Source organism: Lysobacter sp. GCM10012299 (assembly GCF_042649405.1).
In the GTDB taxonomy this organism is placed as follows: domain Bacteria; phylum Pseudomonadota; class Gammaproteobacteria; order Xanthomonadales; family Xanthomonadaceae; genus Lysobacter_J.
Genome location: NZ_JBHRZC010000005.1, coordinates 162108 through 181454, shown reverse-complemented (window position 1 = coordinate 181454; position 19347 = coordinate 162108). Strand labels below are relative to the sequence as shown.

General features: G+C 66.1%; 21 protein-coding genes. 14 read left to right on the top strand and 7 right to left on the bottom strand.

What is annotated here, in order from left to right:
- Positions 1–72: 72 nt before the first annotated feature.
- Positions 73–480 (top strand): cupin domain-containing protein, encoded by a 408-nt coding sequence (locus ACFOPO_RS14865; protein WP_386704140.1) that lies wholly within the window; start codon positions 73–75, stop codon positions 478–480.
- A gap of 90 nt (positions 481–570) precedes the next feature.
- Here ACFOPO_RS14865 and ACFOPO_RS14860 read toward each other — a convergent pair whose 3' ends face one another.
- Together ACFOPO_RS14860 and msrB are read right to left on the bottom strand one after the other, a co-directional pair.
- Positions 571–1011, bottom strand: a complete 441-nt coding sequence (locus ACFOPO_RS14860) for a carboxymuconolactone decarboxylase family protein (RefSeq protein WP_386704138.1) — start codon at positions 1009–1011, stop codon at positions 571–573.
- A 35-nt stretch (positions 1012–1046) separates the two neighbouring features.
- The gene (gene msrB, locus ACFOPO_RS14855) at positions 1047–1496 is read right to left on the bottom strand and encodes a peptide-methionine (R)-S-oxide reductase MsrB (RefSeq protein WP_386704136.1); all 450 of its coding nucleotides are present in this window, start codon (positions 1494–1496) and stop codon (positions 1047–1049) included.
- A 217-nt stretch (positions 1497–1713) separates the two neighbouring features.
- Between msrB and ACFOPO_RS14850 the strand changes: the two genes are divergently transcribed.
- Together ACFOPO_RS14850 and ACFOPO_RS14845 are read left to right on the top strand one after the other, a co-directional pair.
- Positions 1714–2556: a helix-turn-helix domain-containing protein gene (locus ACFOPO_RS14850; RefSeq protein ID WP_386704134.1), complete on the top strand. Its 843-nt coding sequence runs from the start codon at positions 1714–1716 to the stop codon at positions 2554–2556.
- A gap of 101 nt (positions 2557–2657) precedes the next feature.
- Positions 2658–2795: a hypothetical protein gene (locus ACFOPO_RS14845; RefSeq protein ID WP_386704132.1), complete on the top strand. Its 138-nt coding sequence runs from the start codon at positions 2658–2660 to the stop codon at positions 2793–2795.
- 82 nt (positions 2796–2877) lie between these two features.
- On the opposite strand, the gene ACFOPO_RS14840 is transcribed toward ACFOPO_RS14845, so the two are convergent.
- Complete coding sequence (locus tag ACFOPO_RS14840) at positions 2878–3321, bottom strand: SRPBCC family protein (RefSeq protein WP_386704130.1); 444 nt, start codon at positions 3319–3321, stop codon at positions 2878–2880.
- A gap of 167 nt (positions 3322–3488) precedes the next feature.
- On the opposite strand from ACFOPO_RS14840, the gene ACFOPO_RS14835 reads away from it, so the two are divergent.
- Positions 3489–3782, top strand: a complete 294-nt coding sequence (locus ACFOPO_RS14835) for a hypothetical protein (RefSeq protein WP_386704128.1) — start codon at positions 3489–3491, stop codon at positions 3780–3782.
- A gap of 140 nt (positions 3783–3922) precedes the next feature.
- Complete coding sequence (locus tag ACFOPO_RS14830) at positions 3923–5491, top strand: methyltransferase regulatory domain-containing protein (RefSeq protein ID WP_386704126.1); 1569 nt, start codon at positions 3923–3925, stop codon at positions 5489–5491.
- A 2-nt stretch (positions 5492–5493) separates the two neighbouring features.
- On the opposite strand, the gene ACFOPO_RS14825 is transcribed toward ACFOPO_RS14830, so the two are convergent.
- Together ACFOPO_RS14825 and ACFOPO_RS14820 are read right to left on the bottom strand one after the other, a co-directional pair.
- On the bottom strand, positions 5494–6168 hold the full coding sequence (locus ACFOPO_RS14825; RefSeq protein ID WP_386704125.1) for an alpha/beta family hydrolase: 675 nt from the start codon (positions 6166–6168) through the stop codon (positions 5494–5496).
- A complete protein-coding gene (locus tag ACFOPO_RS14820) occupies positions 6165–6890 on the bottom strand; it encodes a DUF72 domain-containing protein (RefSeq protein WP_386704124.1) in 726 nt (241 codons plus the stop codon). Before ACFOPO_RS14820 ends, ACFOPO_RS14825 begins: the two co-directional genes overlap by 4 nt.
- A 25-nt stretch (positions 6891–6915) precedes the next feature.
- Here ACFOPO_RS14820 and ligD (ACFOPO_RS14815) point away from each other — a divergent pair, with 25 nt between their 5' ends.
- The 4 genes from ligD (ACFOPO_RS14815) (at position 6916) to ACFOPO_RS14800 (ending at position 12318) form a co-directional block, all read left to right on the top strand.
- Positions 6916–9636: a DNA ligase D gene (gene ligD, locus ACFOPO_RS14815; RefSeq protein WP_386704123.1), complete on the top strand. Its 2721-nt coding sequence runs from the start codon at positions 6916–6918 to the stop codon at positions 9634–9636.
- A 20-nt stretch (positions 9637–9656) separates the two neighbouring features.
- Positions 9657–10556, top strand: a complete 900-nt coding sequence (locus ACFOPO_RS14810) for a Ku protein (RefSeq protein WP_386704122.1) — start codon at positions 9657–9659, stop codon at positions 10554–10556.
- 6 nt (positions 10557–10562) lie between these two features.
- The gene (locus ACFOPO_RS14805) at positions 10563–11384 is read left to right on the top strand and encodes a tetratricopeptide repeat protein (RefSeq protein ID WP_386704121.1); all 822 of its coding nucleotides are present in this window, start codon (positions 10563–10565) and stop codon (positions 11382–11384) included.
- A 109-nt stretch (positions 11385–11493) separates the two neighbouring features.
- Positions 11494–12318, top strand: a complete 825-nt coding sequence (locus ACFOPO_RS14800) for an alpha/beta fold hydrolase (RefSeq protein WP_386704119.1) — start codon at positions 11494–11496, stop codon at positions 12316–12318.
- Positions 12319–12354: 36 nt separating this feature from the next.
- Here ACFOPO_RS14800 and ACFOPO_RS14795 read toward each other — a convergent pair whose 3' ends face one another.
- Together ACFOPO_RS14795 and ACFOPO_RS14790 are read right to left on the bottom strand one after the other, a co-directional pair.
- The gene (locus ACFOPO_RS14795) at positions 12355–12783 is read right to left on the bottom strand and encodes a DoxX family protein (protein ID WP_386704118.1); all 429 of its coding nucleotides are present in this window, start codon (positions 12781–12783) and stop codon (positions 12355–12357) included.
- A 124-nt stretch (positions 12784–12907) separates the two neighbouring features.
- A complete protein-coding gene (locus ACFOPO_RS14790; RefSeq protein ID WP_386704117.1) occupies positions 12908–13828 on the bottom strand; it encodes a LysR family transcriptional regulator in 921 nt (306 codons plus the stop codon).
- Positions 13829–13956: 128 nt separating this feature from the next.
- On the opposite strand from ACFOPO_RS14790, the gene ACFOPO_RS14785 reads away from it, so the two are divergent.
- The 5 genes from ACFOPO_RS14785 to ACFOPO_RS14765 all read left to right on the top strand — a co-directional run bounded on the left by ACFOPO_RS14785 (position 13957) and on the right by ACFOPO_RS14765 (position 19337).
- Positions 13957–14658: a pirin family protein gene (locus ACFOPO_RS14785; RefSeq protein ID WP_386704116.1), complete on the top strand. Its 702-nt coding sequence runs from the start codon at positions 13957–13959 to the stop codon at positions 14656–14658.
- A gap of 180 nt (positions 14659–14838) precedes the next feature.
- Entirely contained in the window at positions 14839–15348 is a 510-nt protein-coding gene (locus ACFOPO_RS14780) for a hypothetical protein (RefSeq protein WP_386704115.1), read from the top strand.
- A 26-nt stretch (positions 15349–15374) separates the two neighbouring features.
- The gene (gene ligD / locus ACFOPO_RS14775; RefSeq protein ID WP_386704113.1) at positions 15375–16235 is read left to right on the top strand and encodes a non-homologous end-joining DNA ligase; all 861 of its coding nucleotides are present in this window, start codon (positions 15375–15377) and stop codon (positions 16233–16235) included.
- Positions 16235–16675 (top strand): low molecular weight protein-tyrosine-phosphatase, encoded by a 441-nt coding sequence (locus ACFOPO_RS14770; RefSeq protein ID WP_386704112.1) that lies wholly within the window; start codon positions 16235–16237, stop codon positions 16673–16675. Before ligD (ACFOPO_RS14775) ends, ACFOPO_RS14770 begins: the two co-directional genes overlap by 1 nt.
- A 277-nt stretch (positions 16676–16952) precedes the next feature.
- A complete protein-coding gene (locus tag ACFOPO_RS14765) occupies positions 16953–19337 on the top strand; it encodes a UDP-N-acetylglucosamine 2-epimerase (RefSeq protein WP_386704110.1) in 2385 nt (794 codons plus the stop codon).
- Positions 19338–19347: the final 10 nt, after the last annotated feature.

The window sequence follows — 19347 nt, the reverse complement described above, 5'->3', positions numbered from 1 at the left end:
CGTAAACCGCTTTTGCGCCCCCTCGGCTCCCTCCCCCTCCTTCGAGGGGGCGCCCTTTTTCCGGAGAACGACATGAAACAGATCCACGTTGCCGCGTTGCTCGCCGCGCTGCTGACGGGCGCCACCGCGATGGCTGGTCACGCCGCGCCTTCCGACATCAAGCGTCACGAGGCCTTGCGCCACGACCTGGACACGCCCGGGCGCGAGCTCGTCCAGGTGCGCGTGGATTTCGCACCTGGCGCCTCGTTCGGCATGCACACGCACCCCGGCGTCGAAGTGGCCTACGTACTGGAAGGCACGCTCGAGTACTCGTTCGAGGGCAAGCCGCCTGTGACCCTGAAGGCCGGTCAATCGCTGTACATCCCGGCTGGCCAGGCCCACGCCGCGCACAACGTCGGCAAGGACAATGCCGCGGAACTGGCGACCTACCTGGTTGAGAAAGGCAAGCCCATCGTGGTGCCCCGGCCCGCCAAGCCCTGACCAACGATCGCGGCGCCGCCGCCGATCGCTGGGCCTTCCCTGCCCGCATCGCAATCGGGGCCGACGCCTATGCGTCGGCCCCTTTTTGCATCAGGTTGCGGCGACGGAGCGGAACCCGACTGCGAGGCGGTTCCAGCTGTTGATGGCGTTGATCGCCAGGGTCAGGTTCACGCGTTCGCGCTCGTCGAACTGGCTGCTGAGCCACTCGTAGTCGGCATCGGGCGCACGTGTCTGCGCGATCCGGGTCAGGGATTCGGTCCAGGCCAGCGCCGCACGTTCGCGTTCGCTGAACAACGGCGACTCCTGCCACACGGCGACCGCGTGCAGGCGGCGCTCACTCTCGCCATGCTTGCGCGCATCGCTGCTGTGCATGTCGACGCAGTAGGCGCAGCCGTTGATCTGCGACGCACAGAGCTTCACCAGTTCGAGCAGCGACTGCTCCAGACCCAGTTTGGTGACGGCGCCCTCGAGGGCGAGCATGGCCTTGGCGGCTTCGGGTGAGGCTTTGTAGAAATCAAGACGGGGTTGCATTGCAGGGGTTCCTGGTTGTGGGTTCGGCACCGCGGTCACGGCACGTCTTCGACCTGGTCGAGCCACGCGCCGTAGCCGGCTGCCTCCATCTCCTCGCGTGGAACGAAGCGCAGCGAGGCAGAGTTGATGCAGTACCGCAGGCCGCCGCGATCGCGGGGACCATCGGTGAAGACGTGGCCCAGGTGGCTGTCGCCACTGGCCGAGCGCACTTCGGTGCGGATCATTCCATGCGACGTGTCGCGAATTTCCTTGATGGTTGTCGGGCCAATGGGCTTGGTGAAGCTGGGCCAGCCACAACCGGACTCGAACTTGGCCGACGAGGCAAACAGCGGCTCGCCGGAGACGATGTCGACGTAGATGCCGGCGCGATCGTTGTGCAGGTATTCGCCTGTGCCGGGTCGCTCGGTGGCGCCCTCCTGGGTGACGCGGTACTGCTCGGGCGTCAGCTTGGCGATGGCTTCGGGGCTCTTGCGGTAGTCGCTCATGTCGATCTCCTGGGCGGACGGGACGTGGCAATGAGATGGGGGCGCCGGGACCGGGTCCAATGCTGCGGAATCTGCGCCATCGGGATGCAGATTTCCACCCGCGAACTTTGTATCCGAATGTATCCACCACGGCAGGCATGTGAAGACGCAACGTTGACGTCCGGCAAACACGCGTGGCCTCGACTTTGGTTAGGCTGCAGCCACCCATTGCCGTTTCATGCCGATGCCCGATTTCCAGGTCAGCCGCCTGCTCGATGCTGCCACCGTCGTGGTCACGAACGTGCGCTGCGAGGGCACGTGTCGCCATCGCAGCGCGGAGGAATGTGCACGCGCCACCCACCTGGTGTTCCCCTATCGCGGCCTCTACATGCGTCACGTCGGCCATGACCAGGCCGTGGCCGATGCCAATCACGTGTTGTTCTTCAATGCCGGCGAGGCCTACCAGGTCAGCCATCCGGTGACCGGTGGCGACGACAGCCTCGTGCTCGATGTTTCGCAGCCGTTGCTTCGCGAGCTTGCGCCCACCGCACTGGTCGCCCGACGCGACGACTTCGGCTTCCGCGGCCAGTCCCTGCGGATCGACCCGCGCGCCCAGGCGCTGGTGGCGCTGCTGCGGCACAGCCTGCGCAGCGGGACCATCGAACCGCTGGAGGCCGAAAGCCTCGCCCTGACGCTGGTCTGCCGAAGCCTTGGACCAAGAACCACGCGCCAGCCCGGCGCCACGCCGGCGCGACGCCGCCTGGTGGACCGGGTCAAGGTGTTGCTGGCCAGTGACCTGACCCGGCGCTGGAGCCTGGCCGACATCGCCGACGAAATCGGCGGTTCCCCGGTCTACCTGACGCAGAGTTTCCAGCAGGTCGAAGGCCTGCCGCTGTACCGCTACCACTTGCGCCTGCGATTGGCCCGCGCGCTCGACCTGGTCGCCGACTACCACGACATGTCGGCATTGGCGCAGGACCTGGGTTTCTCGAGCCACAGCCATTTCGCGGCTGCGTTCAAGCAGGCGTATGGCCGTTCGCCCACGGCATTCAGGGAATCGGCACTGAGCAAGAGCGCCTGACGCCCTGCCCCTTCAAAGCACTAAAGATTCCGACAGCCCGCGTGCCGCCCGGATGGTTTCCTTTGGCTGCCCGGAATGCGGGCATCTTCGGGAGAACTGCCATGAGCGAGAAGACCTGTGCGGTCTGCGATTACGAACTCGACGAAAACGCGATCAAGGTGACGATCGCCGGTCGCACCGTCGAGGTGTGCTGCGAGGAATGCGCCGAGAAGCTGCGCGAAGCCGAAGCACATTCCTGAAACCACGCAGTCCTGAATCCACGCAACGTGCGGGAGCCTGGCGGCTGCAGCGCCAGGCTCTTCGCATCCCGCTTGGCGCTGTTTACTCGGGAATCGTGGGCTCGACCAGCCGCTTGAGCAGGGTCAGCGATTCCTGCCAGCCCAGGTAGCACTGCTCGGTGGGAATCACGTCGGGAATCCCTTCCTGCACGACCTGCAGTTCCGTGCCGCAGGACACGGCGCGCAGCGTGATCGTGGTGACCATGGTCCCCGGCAGGTTGGGATCGTCGAAGCGGTCGTCGTGGACGATGCGCTCGTCCGGCACCAGCTCCAGGTAGGTTCCGCCGAAGCTGTGGCCATTGCCGGTCGAGAAGTTGGTGAACGACATCCGGTATTTGCCGCCGACCCGCGCATCAAGCTCGTGCACGGTGCAGGTGAAGCCATCCGGCGGCAGCCATTTGGAGAGGGCGGCGCCATCGAGGAAGGCGCGATAGACGCGTCCGGGCGGGGCGGTCAGGATGCGGTGCAAACGTACGGTACCGGTCATGCGTGATCTCCGTTGGGAAGTGGGGCCTCGCTGGTATGACGAACGGGGCGGCCGCGGATCGACATCCTTACAAAGATATACAAATCCCGGTTGCACCGAACACACGCCCGATACGCCCCTCCGCTGCAATGGATGCGGATCCGGACCCGCCGGATAACGGAGTTTCCATGAACACTTCTCGACTGCTGGCCGCCGTCTTCATTGCGGCGTTGGCCATCCCTGCTGCCCAAGCGCAGCAGTCAGACGGGCGCGCGACGCCCGTTGCCGAAGCGTCCTTTTCTGCCGCCGACAACCACCTAGCCGTGCGCCTGAACAGCGACTGGCAGCCTCCGACCCCTTGGGCGATTCCAGGCACCGCGCCTGACCTCGCCATCCAGCAGGTGGACCTGAAGTTCGCCGACGAAACGCCACTGAAGCCCGGCATGTTCGATTCGCCCACGGCCTGGGAAGACGAGCCGTGATTGCGCTGCGTGCCGGCGCTCAATGGTGGCGATGAGAAACAATCGCAGCGATCCGAGGAATTTTCGCACTCCCAACAGACGTGGCCTTCAATGACGCATGCCTAGACTGGAGAGCCACCACCAGCCTGCCACCACGGACGATGACCACGCTGACAGAACGGATCGGCAAGACCTACGACAAACTCCCCTATGTCTCCGCTGCGTTCCAGGTCACCGCGCCGGAGCACCTGCGCACGGTTGCGTATCTGTTCGGACTGGACGCACCGCCGCCGGAGCGCGCCCGCGTGCTCGAGCTGGGATGCGCCGCCGGTGGCAACGTGATCCCGTTCGCGGCGCGCCACCCGCGCGCGCAAGTGACCGGCATCGACCTGTCGCAGGTGCAGGTGGAGGCCGGACAGCAGGCCGTTGCGGCGATGGGCCTGGACAACCTCCGCCTGGTCCACGCCAGCATTTCCGACCTGGGACCGGGCCTGGGCGAGTTCGACTACATCATCTGCCACGGCGTCTACAGCTGGGTGCCACCGGAGGTGCAGGAAGCGATCCTGCGCGTGTCCCGCCAGTGCCTGTCGGCGAAAGGCATTGCCCACGTCAGCTACAACACCTACCCCGGCTGGAAGGCCAAGGAAGTCGTTCGCGACGCGATGCTGCTGCGCGCAGACGGGCGCCCGGATGGCGACCGCCTTGCCTACGCGCGCGGCATGATCAACTTCCTGCATGAGATGGCGCCGGCGGACAGCGTGCTGGCGAAGATCATGCAGGACAACATCGAGACGATCCGGCACGGACGCGAGTACTACCTCACCCACGAATTCCTGGAACTGTGCAACTCGCCCTGCTACTTCCGCGACTTCCTGGCATCGGCGCGGCGGCATGGCCTGGAGTACCTGGCGGAGGCGCTTCCGAGCGCGATGTTCGCGTCCAACTACGGCGCGCACCAGGCGCAGTTGCTGCTCGCCGAATGCGAAGGCGACCAGGTCCGGCTGGAACAACTGATCGACTTCCTCAGCAACCGCACGTTCCGGCAGACGCTGCTGGTCCATCCGGCGAACACGGGTGGCATCCGCTACCAGCTCGACGCCAAGCGCATCGCGCGGCTGCACGTGGCGGCGAAGTTCGTCCCGGCATCGGAAGACGGCACGACCTGGTCTACGGCCAGGGGGCAGACGATCACCGCTGCCAAGCCGACGTCGCAGGCCGCTGTCGCCGCGCTCAACAAGGCGTGGCCCGGCACCGTGCCAGTGGCGACGCTGCTGAGCATCGCGCGGACCGTCGCAGGCAGTAGTGATCAAGGCAAGGATGAGCTGATCTCGTTCCTGAGCGCATTGATCGTTGCCAACGCCATCCACTTCCGCCTGGACCCGATGCCGCTGGATCCCGAAGTGGAGACGCGGCCGAAGGCCCGCCCCGCCCTTCGCCATCTGGCGGCCATGGGTGACGCCGCGCCGGTCAAATTGTTCAACGAGTGGCACCAGCCGCTCGAACCCACGCTGACGGCTGCGTTCGTGCTGCCGTTGCTGGACGGCCGCCGTGACCGCGCGGCGCTGGTCGCGGCACTGGTGGCTGCAGTGGGCGAGCAGCGGTTCGCCTTCAGGCGCGACGACAAGGTGCTGGACGATCCGCAGGACATCGCCCTGTCCGCGGCAGACGCTGTGAACGAGGCCCTGGCATGGCTGTCGAACAACGCGGTGCTGGTAGGCAACGCACGTTGAGATCAGCCGGAAGCCGTCGCGCCGATCCAGTTCGCCAGCACATCCAGCAGTTCGGCCATCACCTGCGAGTCCTTGCGGCCGGTCCGCGCCGGTACGTGGAAGGAATGATCGGCGTCGGCGAACAACTGCAACGCGGCCGGTGCGTGCAGGCGATCCACCACCGGCTGCAGCAGGTCCAGGCTGGCCAGCTCATCGCGTGTGCCCTGCAGGAACAGCATCGGTACGTCGATGGCTGCGAGGTGCGCCGCACGTTCGTCCGACGGCTTGCCTGCCGGGTGCAACGGGAACCCGATGAACGCCAGCCCGCGCACGCCCGGCAAAGGCGAGGCGGCCTGCGCCTGCGAGGTCATGCGCCCGCCGAACGATTTGCCACCGGCGACCAGCGGCATGCCCTCCAGCCGCCTGCCGGCTTCGGCCACTGCAGCCCGGACGGTGGCCTGCGCGAGCTTCGGCGAGTCGGGCCTGCGCGAACCGCGTTCCATGTACGGGAACTGGTAACGCAGCGTCGCCACCGAACGCTCGGCCAGTCCTTCGGCGACGGCGGCCATGAACGGATGCGTCATGCCGGCGCCGGCGCCGTGCGCCAGCACGTAGCAGGCCACGGCACTGCCAGGCGCCAGCAGCAGCCCCGAGACGTGCTCGCCCGACTCGACGTCGATGGTGATCGCTTCCGTCATGATTCGCTGCCCTCCGGGATCGCCCCGAGTTCCATCAGTGTCCTTGCGTATTCCGGCGCAGTCGGCTCGTGCATGAAATAAATGTAGACCTCATCCCAGGCGGTGGCATGGAAGCGCTCCGCCCAGCGCGCCAGGTCGGGTCCGGAGTACTGCTCCAGCCGCAGCCGCACGTATCCCCAGCTTGAAGTTTCCAGCAGCGGCGGCGGAGTCGCGTCCTCGCGTTCGCTCAGGCACAACGTCGCGCCGGCCGACCGCAGTGCATCGTATACGTCGTCGTCGAACCAGCTGTCATTGCGGAACTCGAAGACGGCCCGGTGATCGTCGGGAAGCAGTTGCAGGAAAGCGACCAGGCGCGGCAGGTCCTTCTTCAGGAACGGCGGCAGCTGGAACAGCACCGGGCCACGCTTGCCGCCCAGCGCCTGCAGGTGGTCGTACAGGTAAGCGAGCGACCGGCTCGATTCCTCGGCCTTCAACCGCGCCTCGTGGGTGATGTGGCGCGAGGCCTTGATCGCGAAGCGGAACTGCTCCGGGGTGGTTTCGGCCCAGTGCTCGAGCATCGACACCTTCGGCATCCGGTAGAAGGTATTGTTTATCTCGACCGTCGGCAGGCGCTGCGCGTACCAGGCCAGCATGGCGTCGGGCTTGATGGTCGCGGGATAGAAGTCGCCCTTCCATTCCTTGTAGGAATAGCCGCTCGCACCCACCAGCAGTCGTGCAGTCATGGTCCGAACCCTCCGGTGACCCGACATGGCAAAGCTCAGCGAATATTCCGCCAAGCGCCGCTTCGAAGCCACACCCGAGCCGCCGCCGGTCGCCATCGAGGGCGGCAGCGGGCCGCTGCTGTTCGTCGTGCAGCAGCACCTGGCGCGGGCGCTTCACTACGACTTCCGGCTCGAATGCGACGGCGTGCTGAAGTCCTGGGCGGTTCCGAAGGGGCCGTCGCTGGACCCCGCCGAGAAGCGTCTGGCGGTGTTCGTCGAGGACCATCCCTACGACTACGCCTCGTTCGAGGGCGTGATCCCACCCGGGCAGTACGGCTCAGGCGAGGTGATCGTCTGGGACTGCGGCGTGTACAGCCCCGATGAAGGCGGCACGGCATTCCATGACCGGGCGCAGGCCGAGCAGCGCGTCCGCGAAGGCATTGCCGCGGGCAAGCTGAGCATCCAGCTGCGCGGCCAGAAGCTGAAGGGCTCGTTTGCGCTGGTGCGGACGAAGGACGTGAAGACCTGGTTGCTGATCAAGCACAAGGATCGTTTCGTCTCCACCGCCGATGTCACCGCGCAGGATCGATCCGTGCTGTCCGGGTTCGCGGTCAAGGACCTCAAGGTCGCCCCCGTGCACCGCATGCCTGCCACTCGCCTGGCGCCCAACGGAAAGCTGAGCGCGATGCCCGCGAAGCTGCCGCCGATGCTCGCCGAGATCGGCGAGAGGCCGCTGCTGCATCCCGACTGGATGTGGGAGCCGAAACTGGACGGCTATCGCGCCCTCGCCTTCGTCGACGGCCATGGCGTGCACCTGCGCTCGCGGCGGGGGCTCGAATTGGCCAGCACGTTCCCGCAACTGGCCGCGGAACTGCGGGAGCAGGCGCATGCGGGACTGATACTCGACGGTGAACTGGTGGCCTTCGATGCGTCCGGCAAGCCCTCGTTCAATGCGCTGCAGAACCGCTTCCAGCTCAAGGGCGAGCGCGAGATCGCCGCGGCCGATCGCGCCAGCCCCACCCTGTTCTATGCCTTCGACCTGCTGCACTTCGAAGGCATCGACCTGCGCCAGATGCCCTACCGCGACCGGCGCCGCCATCTCGCGCAGTGCCTGCTGCCGTCGCCATTGATCCACCTCGTGCACGCCGCGGACGACGGCATCGCGTTGCAGGCGGCGGCGCTGGCCAGCGGCTTCGAGGGCGTGGTCGGCAAGCACAAGGACAGCGCCTACGAAGCCGGCAGGCGCTCACCGTCTTGGTTGAAGATCAAGCCGACCCACAGCGCCGAGTTCGTCATCGGCGGCTACACCTGCGGCAAGGGCGGGCGCGGAAAGCTTGGCGCGCTGCTGGTCGGTTACTGGGACAAGGGAAAGTTGCGCCATGCCTCGCATGTCGGCTCGGGGTTCGACGAGCGCACGCTCAAGCAGGTGCTGGCGCGACTGAAGACGCTGCACATCGGCACCTGCCCTTTCGCCGAAACGCCCGTGGTCAACGGACCGGTGACCTGGGTGAAGCCGGAGCTGGTCGCCGAGATCCACTTCCAGCAATGGACCGAAGACGGATCGCTGCGCGCGCCGACGTTCGTGCGCCTGCGTGAAGACATCGTGTCGAAATCGGTCAAACGCATCGATCCGCAGGCGGTTGCAAAATCTACCCTGCGGCGCGGAAACGGCGAAGCGCAACCACGGGCGCAGGCCAGCGCCACCGACGACCTCCTCGCGGCACTCGACAACCCGAAGAACGCCTTCGAGCTTGCCGTGGGCGACCAGCGCATCCGCCTCACCCACCTCGACCGCGTCTACTGGCCAGCGGTCGAAGCACTGCAGCAGCCGCCACTCACCAAACGCGACCTGCTGCGCTACCTCGTCCACGTCGCGCCGTTGATGCTGCCACACCTCGCCGACCGGCCGCTGACGATGATCCGCATGCCCGACGGCATCGGCGGACAACGCTTCTTCCAGAAACACTGGACGCAGGAACGGCCGGACTTCGTCGAGACCATCAACGTCTATTCGGCACACAAGGACGAGGACCACGAGTACCTGTTGTGCAACAACCTGCCCACCCTGCTGTGGCTGGCGCAGTCGGGCACGCTGGAGTTCCACGTCTGGCACTCGCGCGCACGTCCCGGTGCGGATGCCGTTTCGTCGTCGACCGACTACGACAGCTCGCTGGAAGCGATGGAATCCTCGGTTCTCAACTATCCCGACTACGTCGTGTTCGACATCGACCCGTACATCTACTCCGGCAAGGAAGCCAAGGGCGCCGAGCCCGAGCTCAACACCGTCGCGTTCGAGAAGGGCAAGCAGGTCGCGTTCTGGTTGCGCGAACTGCTTTTGGGCATGTCGCTGCAACCGATCGTGAAAACGTCGGGCAAGACCGGGCTGCACGTGTTCGTTCCGATCCGGCGGACGCTGGATTTCGATGCCACCCGGCACGTGAGCGAACTGGTCAGCCGCCACCTCATGCGCCAGCACCCCAGGGACATCACCATGGAGTGGAGCGTGCCCAAGCGCACCGGCAAGATCTTCATGGACCACAACATGAACGTGCGCGGCAAGACCTTGAACGTCGCCTACTCCCCGCGCGGCGAGCCCGGCGCGCCGGTGTCGATGCCGCTGACCTGGGACGAACTGGCCGACGCGCACCCGCTCGACTTCAGGATCCCGGATGTGGTAAAGCGTCTGTCCCGCACGGGCGATCGCTGGAGCGACGCCCTGGAACGCAAGCAGGACCTGGCGAGCGCCCTGGCGGGTGGCCCCGCCTGACGTCCCTCCCGGAGGCAGTCATGGCTGCACGTTCGATTGCGTCGCTGACCGTTTCGTTCGGTCTGGTATCCATCCCGGTGAAGCTGTACTCGGCCACCGAGTCCAGCCACTCGATCTCCTTCAACCTGCTGCACAAGGGCTGCGGCTCGCGCCTGAAGCAGCAGTACATCTGCGCGCGCGAGGAGATCCCGGTCGCGCGAAACGACATCGTGAAGGGCTACGAGTTCGCCAAGGAGCAGTACGTCATGTTCACGCCCGAGGAACTCAAGGCGCTCGAGGAAGCCGGCACCCACAGCGCCGACATCACCGAGTTCGTGCCGATCTCCTCGATCGACCCGGTCTATTTCGACCGGGCCTACTTCCTGGCCCCCGACAAGGGCGGCGCGAAGCCATACGCACTGTTCGCCAAGGCCCTGCGCGAATCCAAGCGCTGTGCGGTCGGCACCTGGGCCTCGCACGGCAAGCAGCACATCGTGATGATCCGCCCCGTCGACGACGGACTGGTCATGCAGCAGCTGCTGTATGCCAACGAGGTCCGCTCCATCGGCGACCTCGACATTCCCAAGACCGACGTCCGCGATGCCGAACTCAAGCTGGCCCAGCAGCTGATCGACCAGCAGGCCTCCAGCCGATTCGACCCGAGCGCCTACAAGGACGAAGTCAGCGAGCGCGTCGAAGCGGCGATCCAGCGCAAGGTCGAAGGCGAGCAGATCACCGTGGCCGAAGAGCCCGGCGGCGGCGCGCAGATCATCGACCTGATGGAAGCGCTGCGCGCCAGCCTCGAGAAGAAGGGCGCGGCAGCACCCGCGGCCAAGGGCAAGGCCGCAACGCAGTCGGCGACGCGGGCGCGCAAGCCGCCGAAGCAGGCCGAGGAAGAGGCGACACCGGCCAGGCGCAAGGCTGCCAAGAAGGCGAAGTAGCCGCACATGCACCACTACGGCATGCGCGATGTCGAAAAACTGCTCCGCCTGCCACGCAGTGCCATCCGTTCGCTGGTCACGGCGGGATTTGTCACGCCAATGCGTGGCCCGCGCAATGCCTGGTTGTTCTCGTTCCAGGACCTGATCGTGCTGCGCACCGCGCAGGCACTGGCCGCGGCCAACGTGCCGCAGCGGCGGATCCTGCGCTCGCTGAAGGAACTGCGCAGCCGCCTGCCCGAGGAGATGCCGCTGTCGGGCCTGAGCATCGGCGCGATCGCCGACCACGTGGTCGTGCGCGAAGGCGGCAGCCGCTGGCATGCCGAATCGGGGCAGTACCTGCTCGCCTTTGAAGGCGATCCCGCGCAGGGTTCGCTGCGGGTGATCGAAGCGGTTCCCGCCGCATCCGCCCTGCCCGCTGCGGATGCTGGCGCACACATCCAACCAGACGATGCCGAAGGTTCCCACCAGGCCGCCATCGATGCGTACCGGCGTGCCATCGCGGCCGAGCCGGCGCGCCAGGACGCGCGGATCAACCTCGGTCGCCTGCTGCACGAACTGGGGCGGTTCGAGGACGCCGAGCGCGTCTACCGCGACGCGGTCGCCCACGGCGGGGACGATCCGTTGCTGTTCTACAACCTGGGCGTCCTCCTCGACGACATGGACCGCAAGCACGAAGCGATCCAGGCCTACGAAGCAGCACTGACGCAAGACCCGGCACTGGCCGACTGCCACTACAACCTGGCCTTGCTGCACGAAGCGCTCGAGCAGCCGCGGCAGGCCATCCGCCACATGTCGCAGTACCGGCGCCTGACGTCCTCCCGCGACTAGCGTGCCGTTGCAGGGAACGTGCCAGCGGGCCTACACATTTCCTCGGCGTGATCGCCCCTAAGGTGCATGCGTTGTTGCGCATGCCACCCCCACCGGAGCGAGCAGGATCATGGCCATCTTCACCACGAAAGAAAACGTCGAGATCTACTACAAGGACTGGGGCAGCGGCCCGGTCGTCGTCTTCAGCCACGGCTGGCCGCTCAACGCCGACAGCTGGGAGTCGCAGATGTACCACCTGGCGAACAACGGCTTCCGCTGCATCGCCCATGACCGTCGCGGCCACGGACGCTCGAGCCAGCCCTGGGACGGCAACGACATGGACCACTACGCCGATGACCTGGCGCAGCTGCTCGACCATCTCGACGTCAAGGACATCACCATCTTCGGCTTCTCCACCGGTGGCGGCGAAGTGGCCCGCTACATCGGTCGTCATGGCACGAAGCGGGTCAAGAAGGCAGGCCTCATCTCGGCCGTGCCGCCGCTGATGGTCAAGACGGACGCCAATCCCGGTGGCCTGCCCATCAGTGTGTTCGACGGCATCCGCGCCGGCCTTATCGCCAATCGGTCGCAGCTCTTCATCGACATCCCCAGTGGCCCGTTCTTCGGCTACAACCGGCCGGGCGCAACGCCCTCCCAGGGCGTGATCTACGCCTGGTGGATGCAGGGAATGATGGGTGGCCACAAGAACACCCACGACTCGATCAAGGCGTTCTCGGAGACGGACTTCACCGAGGACCTGAAGAAGTTCGACGTGCCGACGATCATCATCCACGGTGACGACGACCAGATCGTTCCGATCGACGCCGCGGCCCGCGCATCGGCCAAGCTGATCAAGGACGCCAAGCTGATCGTGTATCCCGGCGCGCCGCACGGCATCACCGACACGCACAAGGACCAGTTGAACGCGGACCTGCTGGCCTTCGCCAAGTCCTGAGAAACGCAGGCGGGCACGGCGCCGGCCGTGCCTGCCTCACTCTTCTTCTTCCTCTTCTTCCTCCTCGTCCGCGCCGACGCCACCCTTGTGCAGGGCCTGCGCGGCAATCAGCACGAAACCGCCGACCAGGCCGGCGTGTTCGAGGAAGGCATTGAGCGTGTGCACGCGCTGCATCCCCGACATCGTCCAGTAGGAGTGGCCGATGATCGTGGCGACGATGGTGAACAACGCCAGCGTGATCGCACCGGCGGCGCGCCAGCGACCACGGCAGAACAGCACCAGCAGGCAGCCGCCCAGCTGGACGATGATCACGCCGGCGGCATAAAGCGACGGCGGCAGCAGGCCGAAGTGCGCCTGTTCGGCCACCGCGCCGGGGAAATCCAGCAGTTTCGATGCGCCGCTCCAGGCATACGGCAGGCAAAGGCCAATACGACCCAGCCACCACCAGCCCTTGGCAACGTGCATGCGGCGCTCCTAGCGGCAACGTGGCAACGACGTTGCTTCCTGCCTGCTCCAACGCCGAAGTCGGCCAATACCGGCACGCCACCCGAGGCCATCACGCAGGATTAACGAATCCGCCTACACAACCTCATTCGCTGCGGTCCGCCCACGGCGCTTTCTCGAATTTGCGGACGAGATGGTCGATCAACACCTGCACCCGGGCCGGTCGTACGCGCCCGGGCGGCGTCACGACATGCAACGCGATCGGCGGAGGCGCCCAGTCGGGCATCACCACCTCGAGCTTCCCGGCCTTGATCTCGCGCCACACCAGGAACTCCGGTTGCAGCGCCAGTCCCTGCCCTGCCAGCAACGCCGGATTGATCGCCTCCGCATTGTTGACGCGCAGCGGTGCCTGCACGCTGATCGAGAAATCGCCGTGGCGGCGATGCTGGAAGCGCCAGGCGTTGCCGAACCGCGACAGCGTGTAGAACAACGCACTGTGTTCGCCCAGTTCACGCGGATGGCGTGGCCGACCATGGGTGTCGAGATATTCAGGCGTGGCCACGAGCAGCACGCGCACCCCGCAGAGTCGACGGGCCAGCAGGCTTGAATCCGCCAGTGCGGAGATCCGCAGCGCGAGATCGAAGCCGCCGCCGACGAGATCCGCGAAGCCATCGTCGAAGTCGACTTCCAGGGCGATCTCCGGGTAGCGCCGCATGAACTCCGGCAGCACCGGCGACAGGTGCGCCACGCCGAACGACATCGGCACGGCCATGCGCACCAGCCCACGCGGGCTGCTTGCCTGGGCGGTGACCTCCGCTTCGACCGCCTCGCCTTCGGCGAGGATGCGGCTGGCACGTTCGAGTGCGCCACGGCCGCTCTCCGTCAAAGACATGCGCCGCGAGGTGCGGTGGAACAGCACCGTCTTCAGGCGCGTCTCCAGGCGGGTGATGGCCTTGGACACGGTGGCCTGCGACAGGCCCAGGTCGGCCGCCGTGCCGGCGAACGACCCGGTTTCCGCGACTTTGGCGAAGATCGCCCAGGCTTCCAGGTCCGGTAGTTTCTGCATGTCAGTTTTGGAAACGATCCTTTTCGATTGGTTCCATTCTAAACCTGTTCGGAGAGGACTATCTTGCCCGTCAACCAAAACCACTACCGGGCAATCCCTGATAAGGGCGCCCCCACAGGAGCTGCACAATGATCGAGCGTCGCCCCTTCAACGGCCTGGGTGGAGCCAACCACGGTTGGCTCGACGCCAAGCATCACTTCTCCTTCGCCAGCTACCACGACGCCGAACGCATGGGCTGGGGCGCGCTGCGCGTCTGGAACGACGACACCATCGCCGCCAATACCGGCTTCCCGCCGCACCCGCATTCGGACATGGAGATCATCACCTACGTCCGCGAAGGCGCGATCACGCACCAGGACAACCTGGGCAACCGTGGCCGTACCGAAGCCGGAGACGTGCAGGTGATGAGCGCGGGCACTGGCATCCAGCACGCCGAGTACAACCTCGAGCCCGGCACGACCCGGATCTTCCAGATCTGGATCATCCCCGACCAGCGCGGCGGCGCGCCGACCTGGGGTGCCAAGCCCTTCCCGAAGGGCGACCGTGCCGGCCGCTTCGTGGTCCTGGCCAGCGGCGCAACGGGTGACGAGGACGCACTGCCGATCCGTGCCGATGCCCGCGTGCTCGGCCTGACCCTGGCCGCCGGAGAAACGGCGCAGTACGAGCTCGGCGAGGACCGTTACGGCTACCTGGTGCCTGCCTCCGGCGTGGCCGAGGTCAACGGGGTCCGCGTGGAAGCGCGTGACGGCGCGGCGATCCGCAACGAGCGCACGCTCACCGTGACCGCTCTGGAAGACGTCGAGCTGGTGCTGGTCGACACCGCCGCCTGACCGCGGCCGGATGACGGCGGCGACGCCGTCATCGCCTGCATGGCAACCGCCAGCGGACTCGCTGGCGGTTATGCTGCACCTGCCGGGCGGCTCGCCGCCTCGTCCCGGGTCGGCCTCCGCCACGCCCGGGTTGCATCTGTTTTGCGTCCTTCCCACCGCAACTACAGAAAGGGTGTCGGCATGCTCAACATCACGCCTCTGGGCTGGATCCATACCGTTCTTGGACTGATCGCCGTAGTCGCCGGCTTTGCCGCGCTCATCGCTCATCGGCAGATCGACATGGCCTCGCGTCCCGGCCGCATGTTCTTCTGGTTCACCGTCGCCACTGCAGTGACGGGGTTGTTCATCTTCCGCCACGGCGGCTTCGGCGTTCCCCACGTGCTCAGCCTGTTGACGCTGGCGGTACTGGCGCTCGCATGGTTTGGCGAGCGTCGCGGTGCACGCGGCGGGTTCTGGCGATACGTCGCCGTGGTGTCGTACCTGCTTGCACTGTTCTTCCATTTCATTCCCGGATTCACCGAGACACTGATCCGCGTGCCGATCGGTGATCCGTGGGCCAGCGGTATCGAGGATCCGCGCCTGCGGCAGCCGATCGGTGCGGCATTCGTGGTGTTCCTGGTCGCCGCGGTCTGGCAGGTGCTGCGAGTGCGCAAGCGCTCGCCGCGGTCGGTTGGTGCCGGACTGACGTAACCAGCCTGACCTGGAATCGGAATGCAATGACTCCGCGCAGGTTGACCAGCCCCGATCGCGTCGTCTTCGAAGACGCCGGGATCACCAAGGGCGACGTCGCGGCCTACTACGCACTGGTGGCGCGTTGGATGCTGCCAGGCGTCGTGGGTCGCCCGCTGTCGCTGCTGCGCTGCCCGGATGGCGCCGGAGCCAGCTGCTTCTTTCAGAAGCATCACGCCGACTCGCTCGGTGCCGGCGTCCATTCCATCACCCTGGACGAAGTCTCGGGAACCGGCGAATACCTCTACATCGACAATGCCGATGGCCTGCTCGACCTGGTGCAATTGAACACGCTCGAGTTCCATCCCTGGGGCGCGCGAACCAGCGACGTCGAGCATCCCGATCGCCTCGTCTTCGACCTCGACCCCGACGAAGGCATCGCGTGGAGCGAACTGAAGTCCGCCGCGCGCGACATTCGCGACCGCCTGGCCGCTTTGAAGCTGCGCAGCTGGGTGCGGTTGTCCGGTGGCAAGGGCCTGCACGTTGTCGTGCCGGTACGCCCGAAGGCCGACTGGGCGCAGGCCAAGGCATTCTGCGAGGACTTTGCCGGACAGCTGGTAACCGAGTCGCCGAAGCGATACGTCGCCACCGCATCGAAGGCCAAGCGCGAGGGCCGCATCTTCATCGACTGGCTGCGCAACACGCGCGGCGCCACCAGTGTCGCCAGCTGGTCGCTGCGCGCGCGTGCGGGGGTGCCGGTATGCATGCCGTTGAGCTGGGACGAGCTGGCCCAGGTCCGCAAGCCCGGCGCCTATGACCTGCGCAAGGCCGCCAAGCGTGCCGAGTCGCTGAAGCAGGACCCATGGGACGGGTTCTCGCGCGTGCGCCAGACAGTGCCTTCGAGTTGATGCCGCGCCGCATCCTCATCGTCTGCAAGGGCAACATCTGCCGCAGCCCCATGGCCGTAGCCATGCTGCGCCGGCACGGAATTGAAGCAGACATCGAATCGGCGGGACTGGCGGCGATGGTGGGCAGCCCGATCGATCCCGCTGCGGAGCGGACATTGCTCGCGCATGGCATCAGTGCCAGTGACCACATCGCGCGCCAGGTCAACAGCGCGATCCTCGATGGCGCCGACCTGGTACTGGCAATGGAGAAGCGCCAGGTGGCTGCGCTGCTGGCGCTGTCGCCTGCATTGCGCGGCAAGGTATTCCTGCTGTCGCGCTGGTCCGGAGATCGCGATATTGCAGATCCTTACGGCAGATCGCAGGAAAAATTCGATCTCGCCTACACAACGATCGACGAGGCAATTCTGCAGTGGAAATCGCGCCTCCAGCGTGCATCGTAGTGGGATCGAAGTCACATCGCTTCATCGTTGTGCAAATGAAGTGAACCATTCATCCAACTGAATCCTTGCCCAGCGAACCTGAAGATTCAGGAGCGTAACTGCGCCTCCTTTCATCTCTCCGTCAACAACGCGCACCTAGATTCCACCCCGTACCTGGCGCGGTGGATCAGAAAGGACGCTCCCACGCACAAAGAGTTTCCCGCGCCAGAGCGATGTGGTTGTTGTGGGTGCGCATGCACACGGAATCAACACCCCGAGGCTCAACCGAGGTGCGTGCATGAAGGATCCAAAGTTAGTCGCAGCCAGCGCCATAGCACTGGCCGTCACCCTCTTCGCGATCTTCTCCATGCGCCCCTGGGCGCGCCGGATGGGGCTTGTGGACAAGCCCAATGGGCGCAAACACCATCGCGGACACATTCCGCTGATTGGCGGCCTGTGCTTCTTCATCGGCACCGTGGTGGGTCTGAGTTACCTGGGTTATTTCGACGGGTTCGTCACGAGCCTGATGGCGGCGTCGGCGCTGATCGTCGTCGCCGGGGCGCTTGACGATGCCAGCGATCTGAGCGTTCGCGCCCGGTTGCTGGTGGAAGCGGGCGCTACCGGGCTGGTGATCGCGATGTCCGGCTATTACGTCCACGACCTCGGGCAACTGATCGGCCCGGAACGGCTTGGCCTCGGCATGCTCGGCATCCCGTTCACGATCATCGCCGTGATCGGCCTGATCAACGCCTTCAACATGCTGGACGGCATCGATGGCCTGGCGGCGACGGTCGCAATGGTGAGCATCGGCGCGGTCATGCTCTTCGATGACAGCCCGTGGTCGATGCCGGGCGTGGTGTTCCTGCTGCAGGTGCTGTTCTTCGCGCTGATCCCCTACCTGTTCGTCAACCTGGGATGGCCCGACGGGCGCAAGATCTTCATGGGCGACGCCGGCAGCACCCTCATCGGGTTCCTGCTTGCGTGGAGCCTGATCTACATGAGCCACGAGCGCATCGAGCGGCTGGCGCCGGTGGACGTGCTGTGGTGCGTGGCTTTGCCGGTGATGGATACCGCCGCGGTCATGTACAGGCGCATGCGCGTGGGCCGTTCGCCCTTCCGCGCCGATCGCCAGCACCTTCATCATCTCCTGCTGGACGCCGGGCTCAAGCCCCGCGCCGCGCTGCTGGCCATGCTCGGACTGAGCGGCGTGCTGGTGCTGGTCGGCTATGCGCTGCGAAATGTCCCGGAAGCCGTGAGCCTGGCGGCGTTCTTCGCGGTCCTCGCCGCGCACGTCTGGGGCACGCCCGTGCTGCTGGCCAGGATCCGCACCCTTTGGGCTTCGCCGCTGCCCGGCAACGGCGTCGGCCTGGTGATGGCGTTCGGCGGCAATGACCACGAGCCGATGTTCGTCACCGAGCTTGCGCGTTTCGATGACGTCGACACGTCGGTCGAAGGTGGCAGCAACGAGTTCCATGCCGGGGCCGCCAACGACGGCGACGCCGCGCTGCCCGACCACGATGTCGCACCCGTCAGGACGCTTTGCGTCCTTGCCGATTCGCCCGACGCCGTCCATATCGCCCCGATCGCGCAGCAGCTGGCGCGCGATGACAGGTTCGACGCGACGGTATGCGTTACCTCGGTTCCCGATCAGAATGCCCATCAGGTACTGGGTCTGTTCGACCTGGTCGCCGATGTCGAACTCGAGGTAGTCCCGGGCGAAGACCCGGTCGAAACCACCTCGAACGCCCTGGGCGGCCTGCAGCGTGTCATGAGCGACCTGCAGCCCGACCTGGTGCTGGTGCCGGGCGACACGCCGGCGACCCTGGCGGCAACACTGGCCGCGCATTACCGCAACGTGCCGGTGGTGTGCATCGACGGCGGACTGCCAGGAGCGCAGATGGCCGGCGACGATCCGGGCCGCCGCATCGCGCGGTCCCTGGCTGCCCTGCACGTCGCCTCGAGCACGACCACCGGACGCCAGCTGGTCGCCGAAGGCGTGCCGGCGGATCGCGTGCTGGTCACCGGCAACACCGCCATCGACACCCTGCGCGCGGCCCTGTCGCACCTGCGTTGGGACGCCGATTGCCGTACTGACCTGCGGCAGCGTTACGCCTTCCTGCGCCGCGGCCATCCGCTGCTGCTGATGCTTTGCGACGGCGTCGCCCGCGAACACGTCGGGCGGGTGGCGCAGGCGCTGCAGTACGTGGCGATGGAGCGACCGGACATCGACGTCGTATGCGCCGAATCCTGTGCATGGGGCGGAACGACGCCGGCGCCGCCGAATTTCCACTGGATCGACCAGCCCGATTACCTGGCGTCGGTCTACCTGCTGGAGCGTGCACACATGGCTTTCGTCCATCGCGACATCGAGGTCGAAGCGATGGCGATGGCCGTGCCGTTGCTGGCACTGCAGACCGATCGCGATCTCCTGGGCAATGGTCGCGTCCACGTGCTCGGCACCGATCCGGCTTCGATCTGCAACAACCTGCTCCATCTGCTCGACCGCGAGCAGCCTCTTACTCCACCGGAGCTCAACGCCGGTGGACTCGACGAAGGCGACGCGTGCCTGCGCATCGCCGATGCCTTGGCGGTCCTGCGTCCTGCAGCTCCCATTACAAGAACCCTGTCGCGGGACGCAGGTTCGCCAAACCATGCAGGCCCGGCCCAGGCGAGCCCGGCATGAATACCCACTT

Coding starts and splice junctions, on each gene's coding strand:
- ACFOPO_RS14800 (WP_386704119.1), top strand. CDS start 11,494: ATGGCCATCTTCACCACGAAAGAAAACGTCGAGATCTACTACAAGGAC.
- msrB (WP_386704136.1), bottom strand. CDS start 1,496: ATGAGCGACTACCGCAAGAGCCCCGAAGCCATCGCCAAGCTGACGCCC.
- ACFOPO_RS14795 (WP_386704118.1), bottom strand. CDS start 12,783: ATGCACGTTGCCAAGGGCTGGTGGTGGCTGGGTCGTATTGGCCTTTGC.
- ACFOPO_RS14785 (WP_386704116.1), top strand. CDS start 13,957: ATGATCGAGCGTCGCCCCTTCAACGGCCTGGGTGGAGCCAACCACGGT.
- ACFOPO_RS14860 (WP_386704138.1), bottom strand. CDS start 1,011: ATGCAACCCCGTCTTGATTTCTACAAAGCCTCACCCGAAGCCGCCAAG.
- ACFOPO_RS14790 (WP_386704117.1), bottom strand. CDS start 13,828: ATGCAGAAACTACCGGACCTGGAAGCCTGGGCGATCTTCGCCAAAGTC.
- ACFOPO_RS14840 (WP_386704130.1), bottom strand. CDS start 3,321: ATGACCGGTACCGTACGTTTGCACCGCATCCTGACCGCCCCGCCCGGA.
- ACFOPO_RS14865 (WP_386704140.1), top strand. CDS start 73: ATGAAACAGATCCACGTTGCCGCGTTGCTCGCCGCGCTGCTGACGGGC.
- ACFOPO_RS14765 (WP_386704110.1), top strand. CDS start 16,953: ATGAAGGATCCAAAGTTAGTCGCAGCCAGCGCCATAGCACTGGCCGTC.
- ACFOPO_RS14850 (WP_386704134.1), top strand. CDS start 1,714: ATGCCGATGCCCGATTTCCAGGTCAGCCGCCTGCTCGATGCTGCCACC.
- ACFOPO_RS14780 (WP_386704115.1), top strand. CDS start 14,839: ATGCTCAACATCACGCCTCTGGGCTGGATCCATACCGTTCTTGGACTG.
- ACFOPO_RS14805 (WP_386704121.1), top strand. CDS start 10,563: ATGCACCACTACGGCATGCGCGATGTCGAAAAACTGCTCCGCCTGCCA.
- ligD (WP_386704123.1), top strand. CDS start 6,916: ATGGCAAAGCTCAGCGAATATTCCGCCAAGCGCCGCTTCGAAGCCACA.
- ACFOPO_RS14770 (WP_386704112.1), top strand. CDS start 16,235: ATGCCGCGCCGCATCCTCATCGTCTGCAAGGGCAACATCTGCCGCAGC.
- ACFOPO_RS14825 (WP_386704125.1), bottom strand. CDS start 6,168: ATGACGGAAGCGATCACCATCGACGTCGAGTCGGGCGAGCACGTCTCG.
- ligD (WP_386704113.1), top strand. CDS start 15,375: ATGACTCCGCGCAGGTTGACCAGCCCCGATCGCGTCGTCTTCGAAGAC.
- ACFOPO_RS14810 (WP_386704122.1), top strand. CDS start 9,657: ATGGCTGCACGTTCGATTGCGTCGCTGACCGTTTCGTTCGGTCTGGTA.
- ACFOPO_RS14820 (WP_386704124.1), bottom strand. CDS start 6,890: ATGACTGCACGACTGCTGGTGGGTGCGAGCGGCTATTCCTACAAGGAA.
- ACFOPO_RS14830 (WP_386704126.1), top strand. CDS start 3,923: ATGACCACGCTGACAGAACGGATCGGCAAGACCTACGACAAACTCCCC.
- ACFOPO_RS14845 (WP_386704132.1), top strand. CDS start 2,658: ATGAGCGAGAAGACCTGTGCGGTCTGCGATTACGAACTCGACGAAAAC.
- ACFOPO_RS14835 (WP_386704128.1), top strand. CDS start 3,489: ATGAACACTTCTCGACTGCTGGCCGCCGTCTTCATTGCGGCGTTGGCC.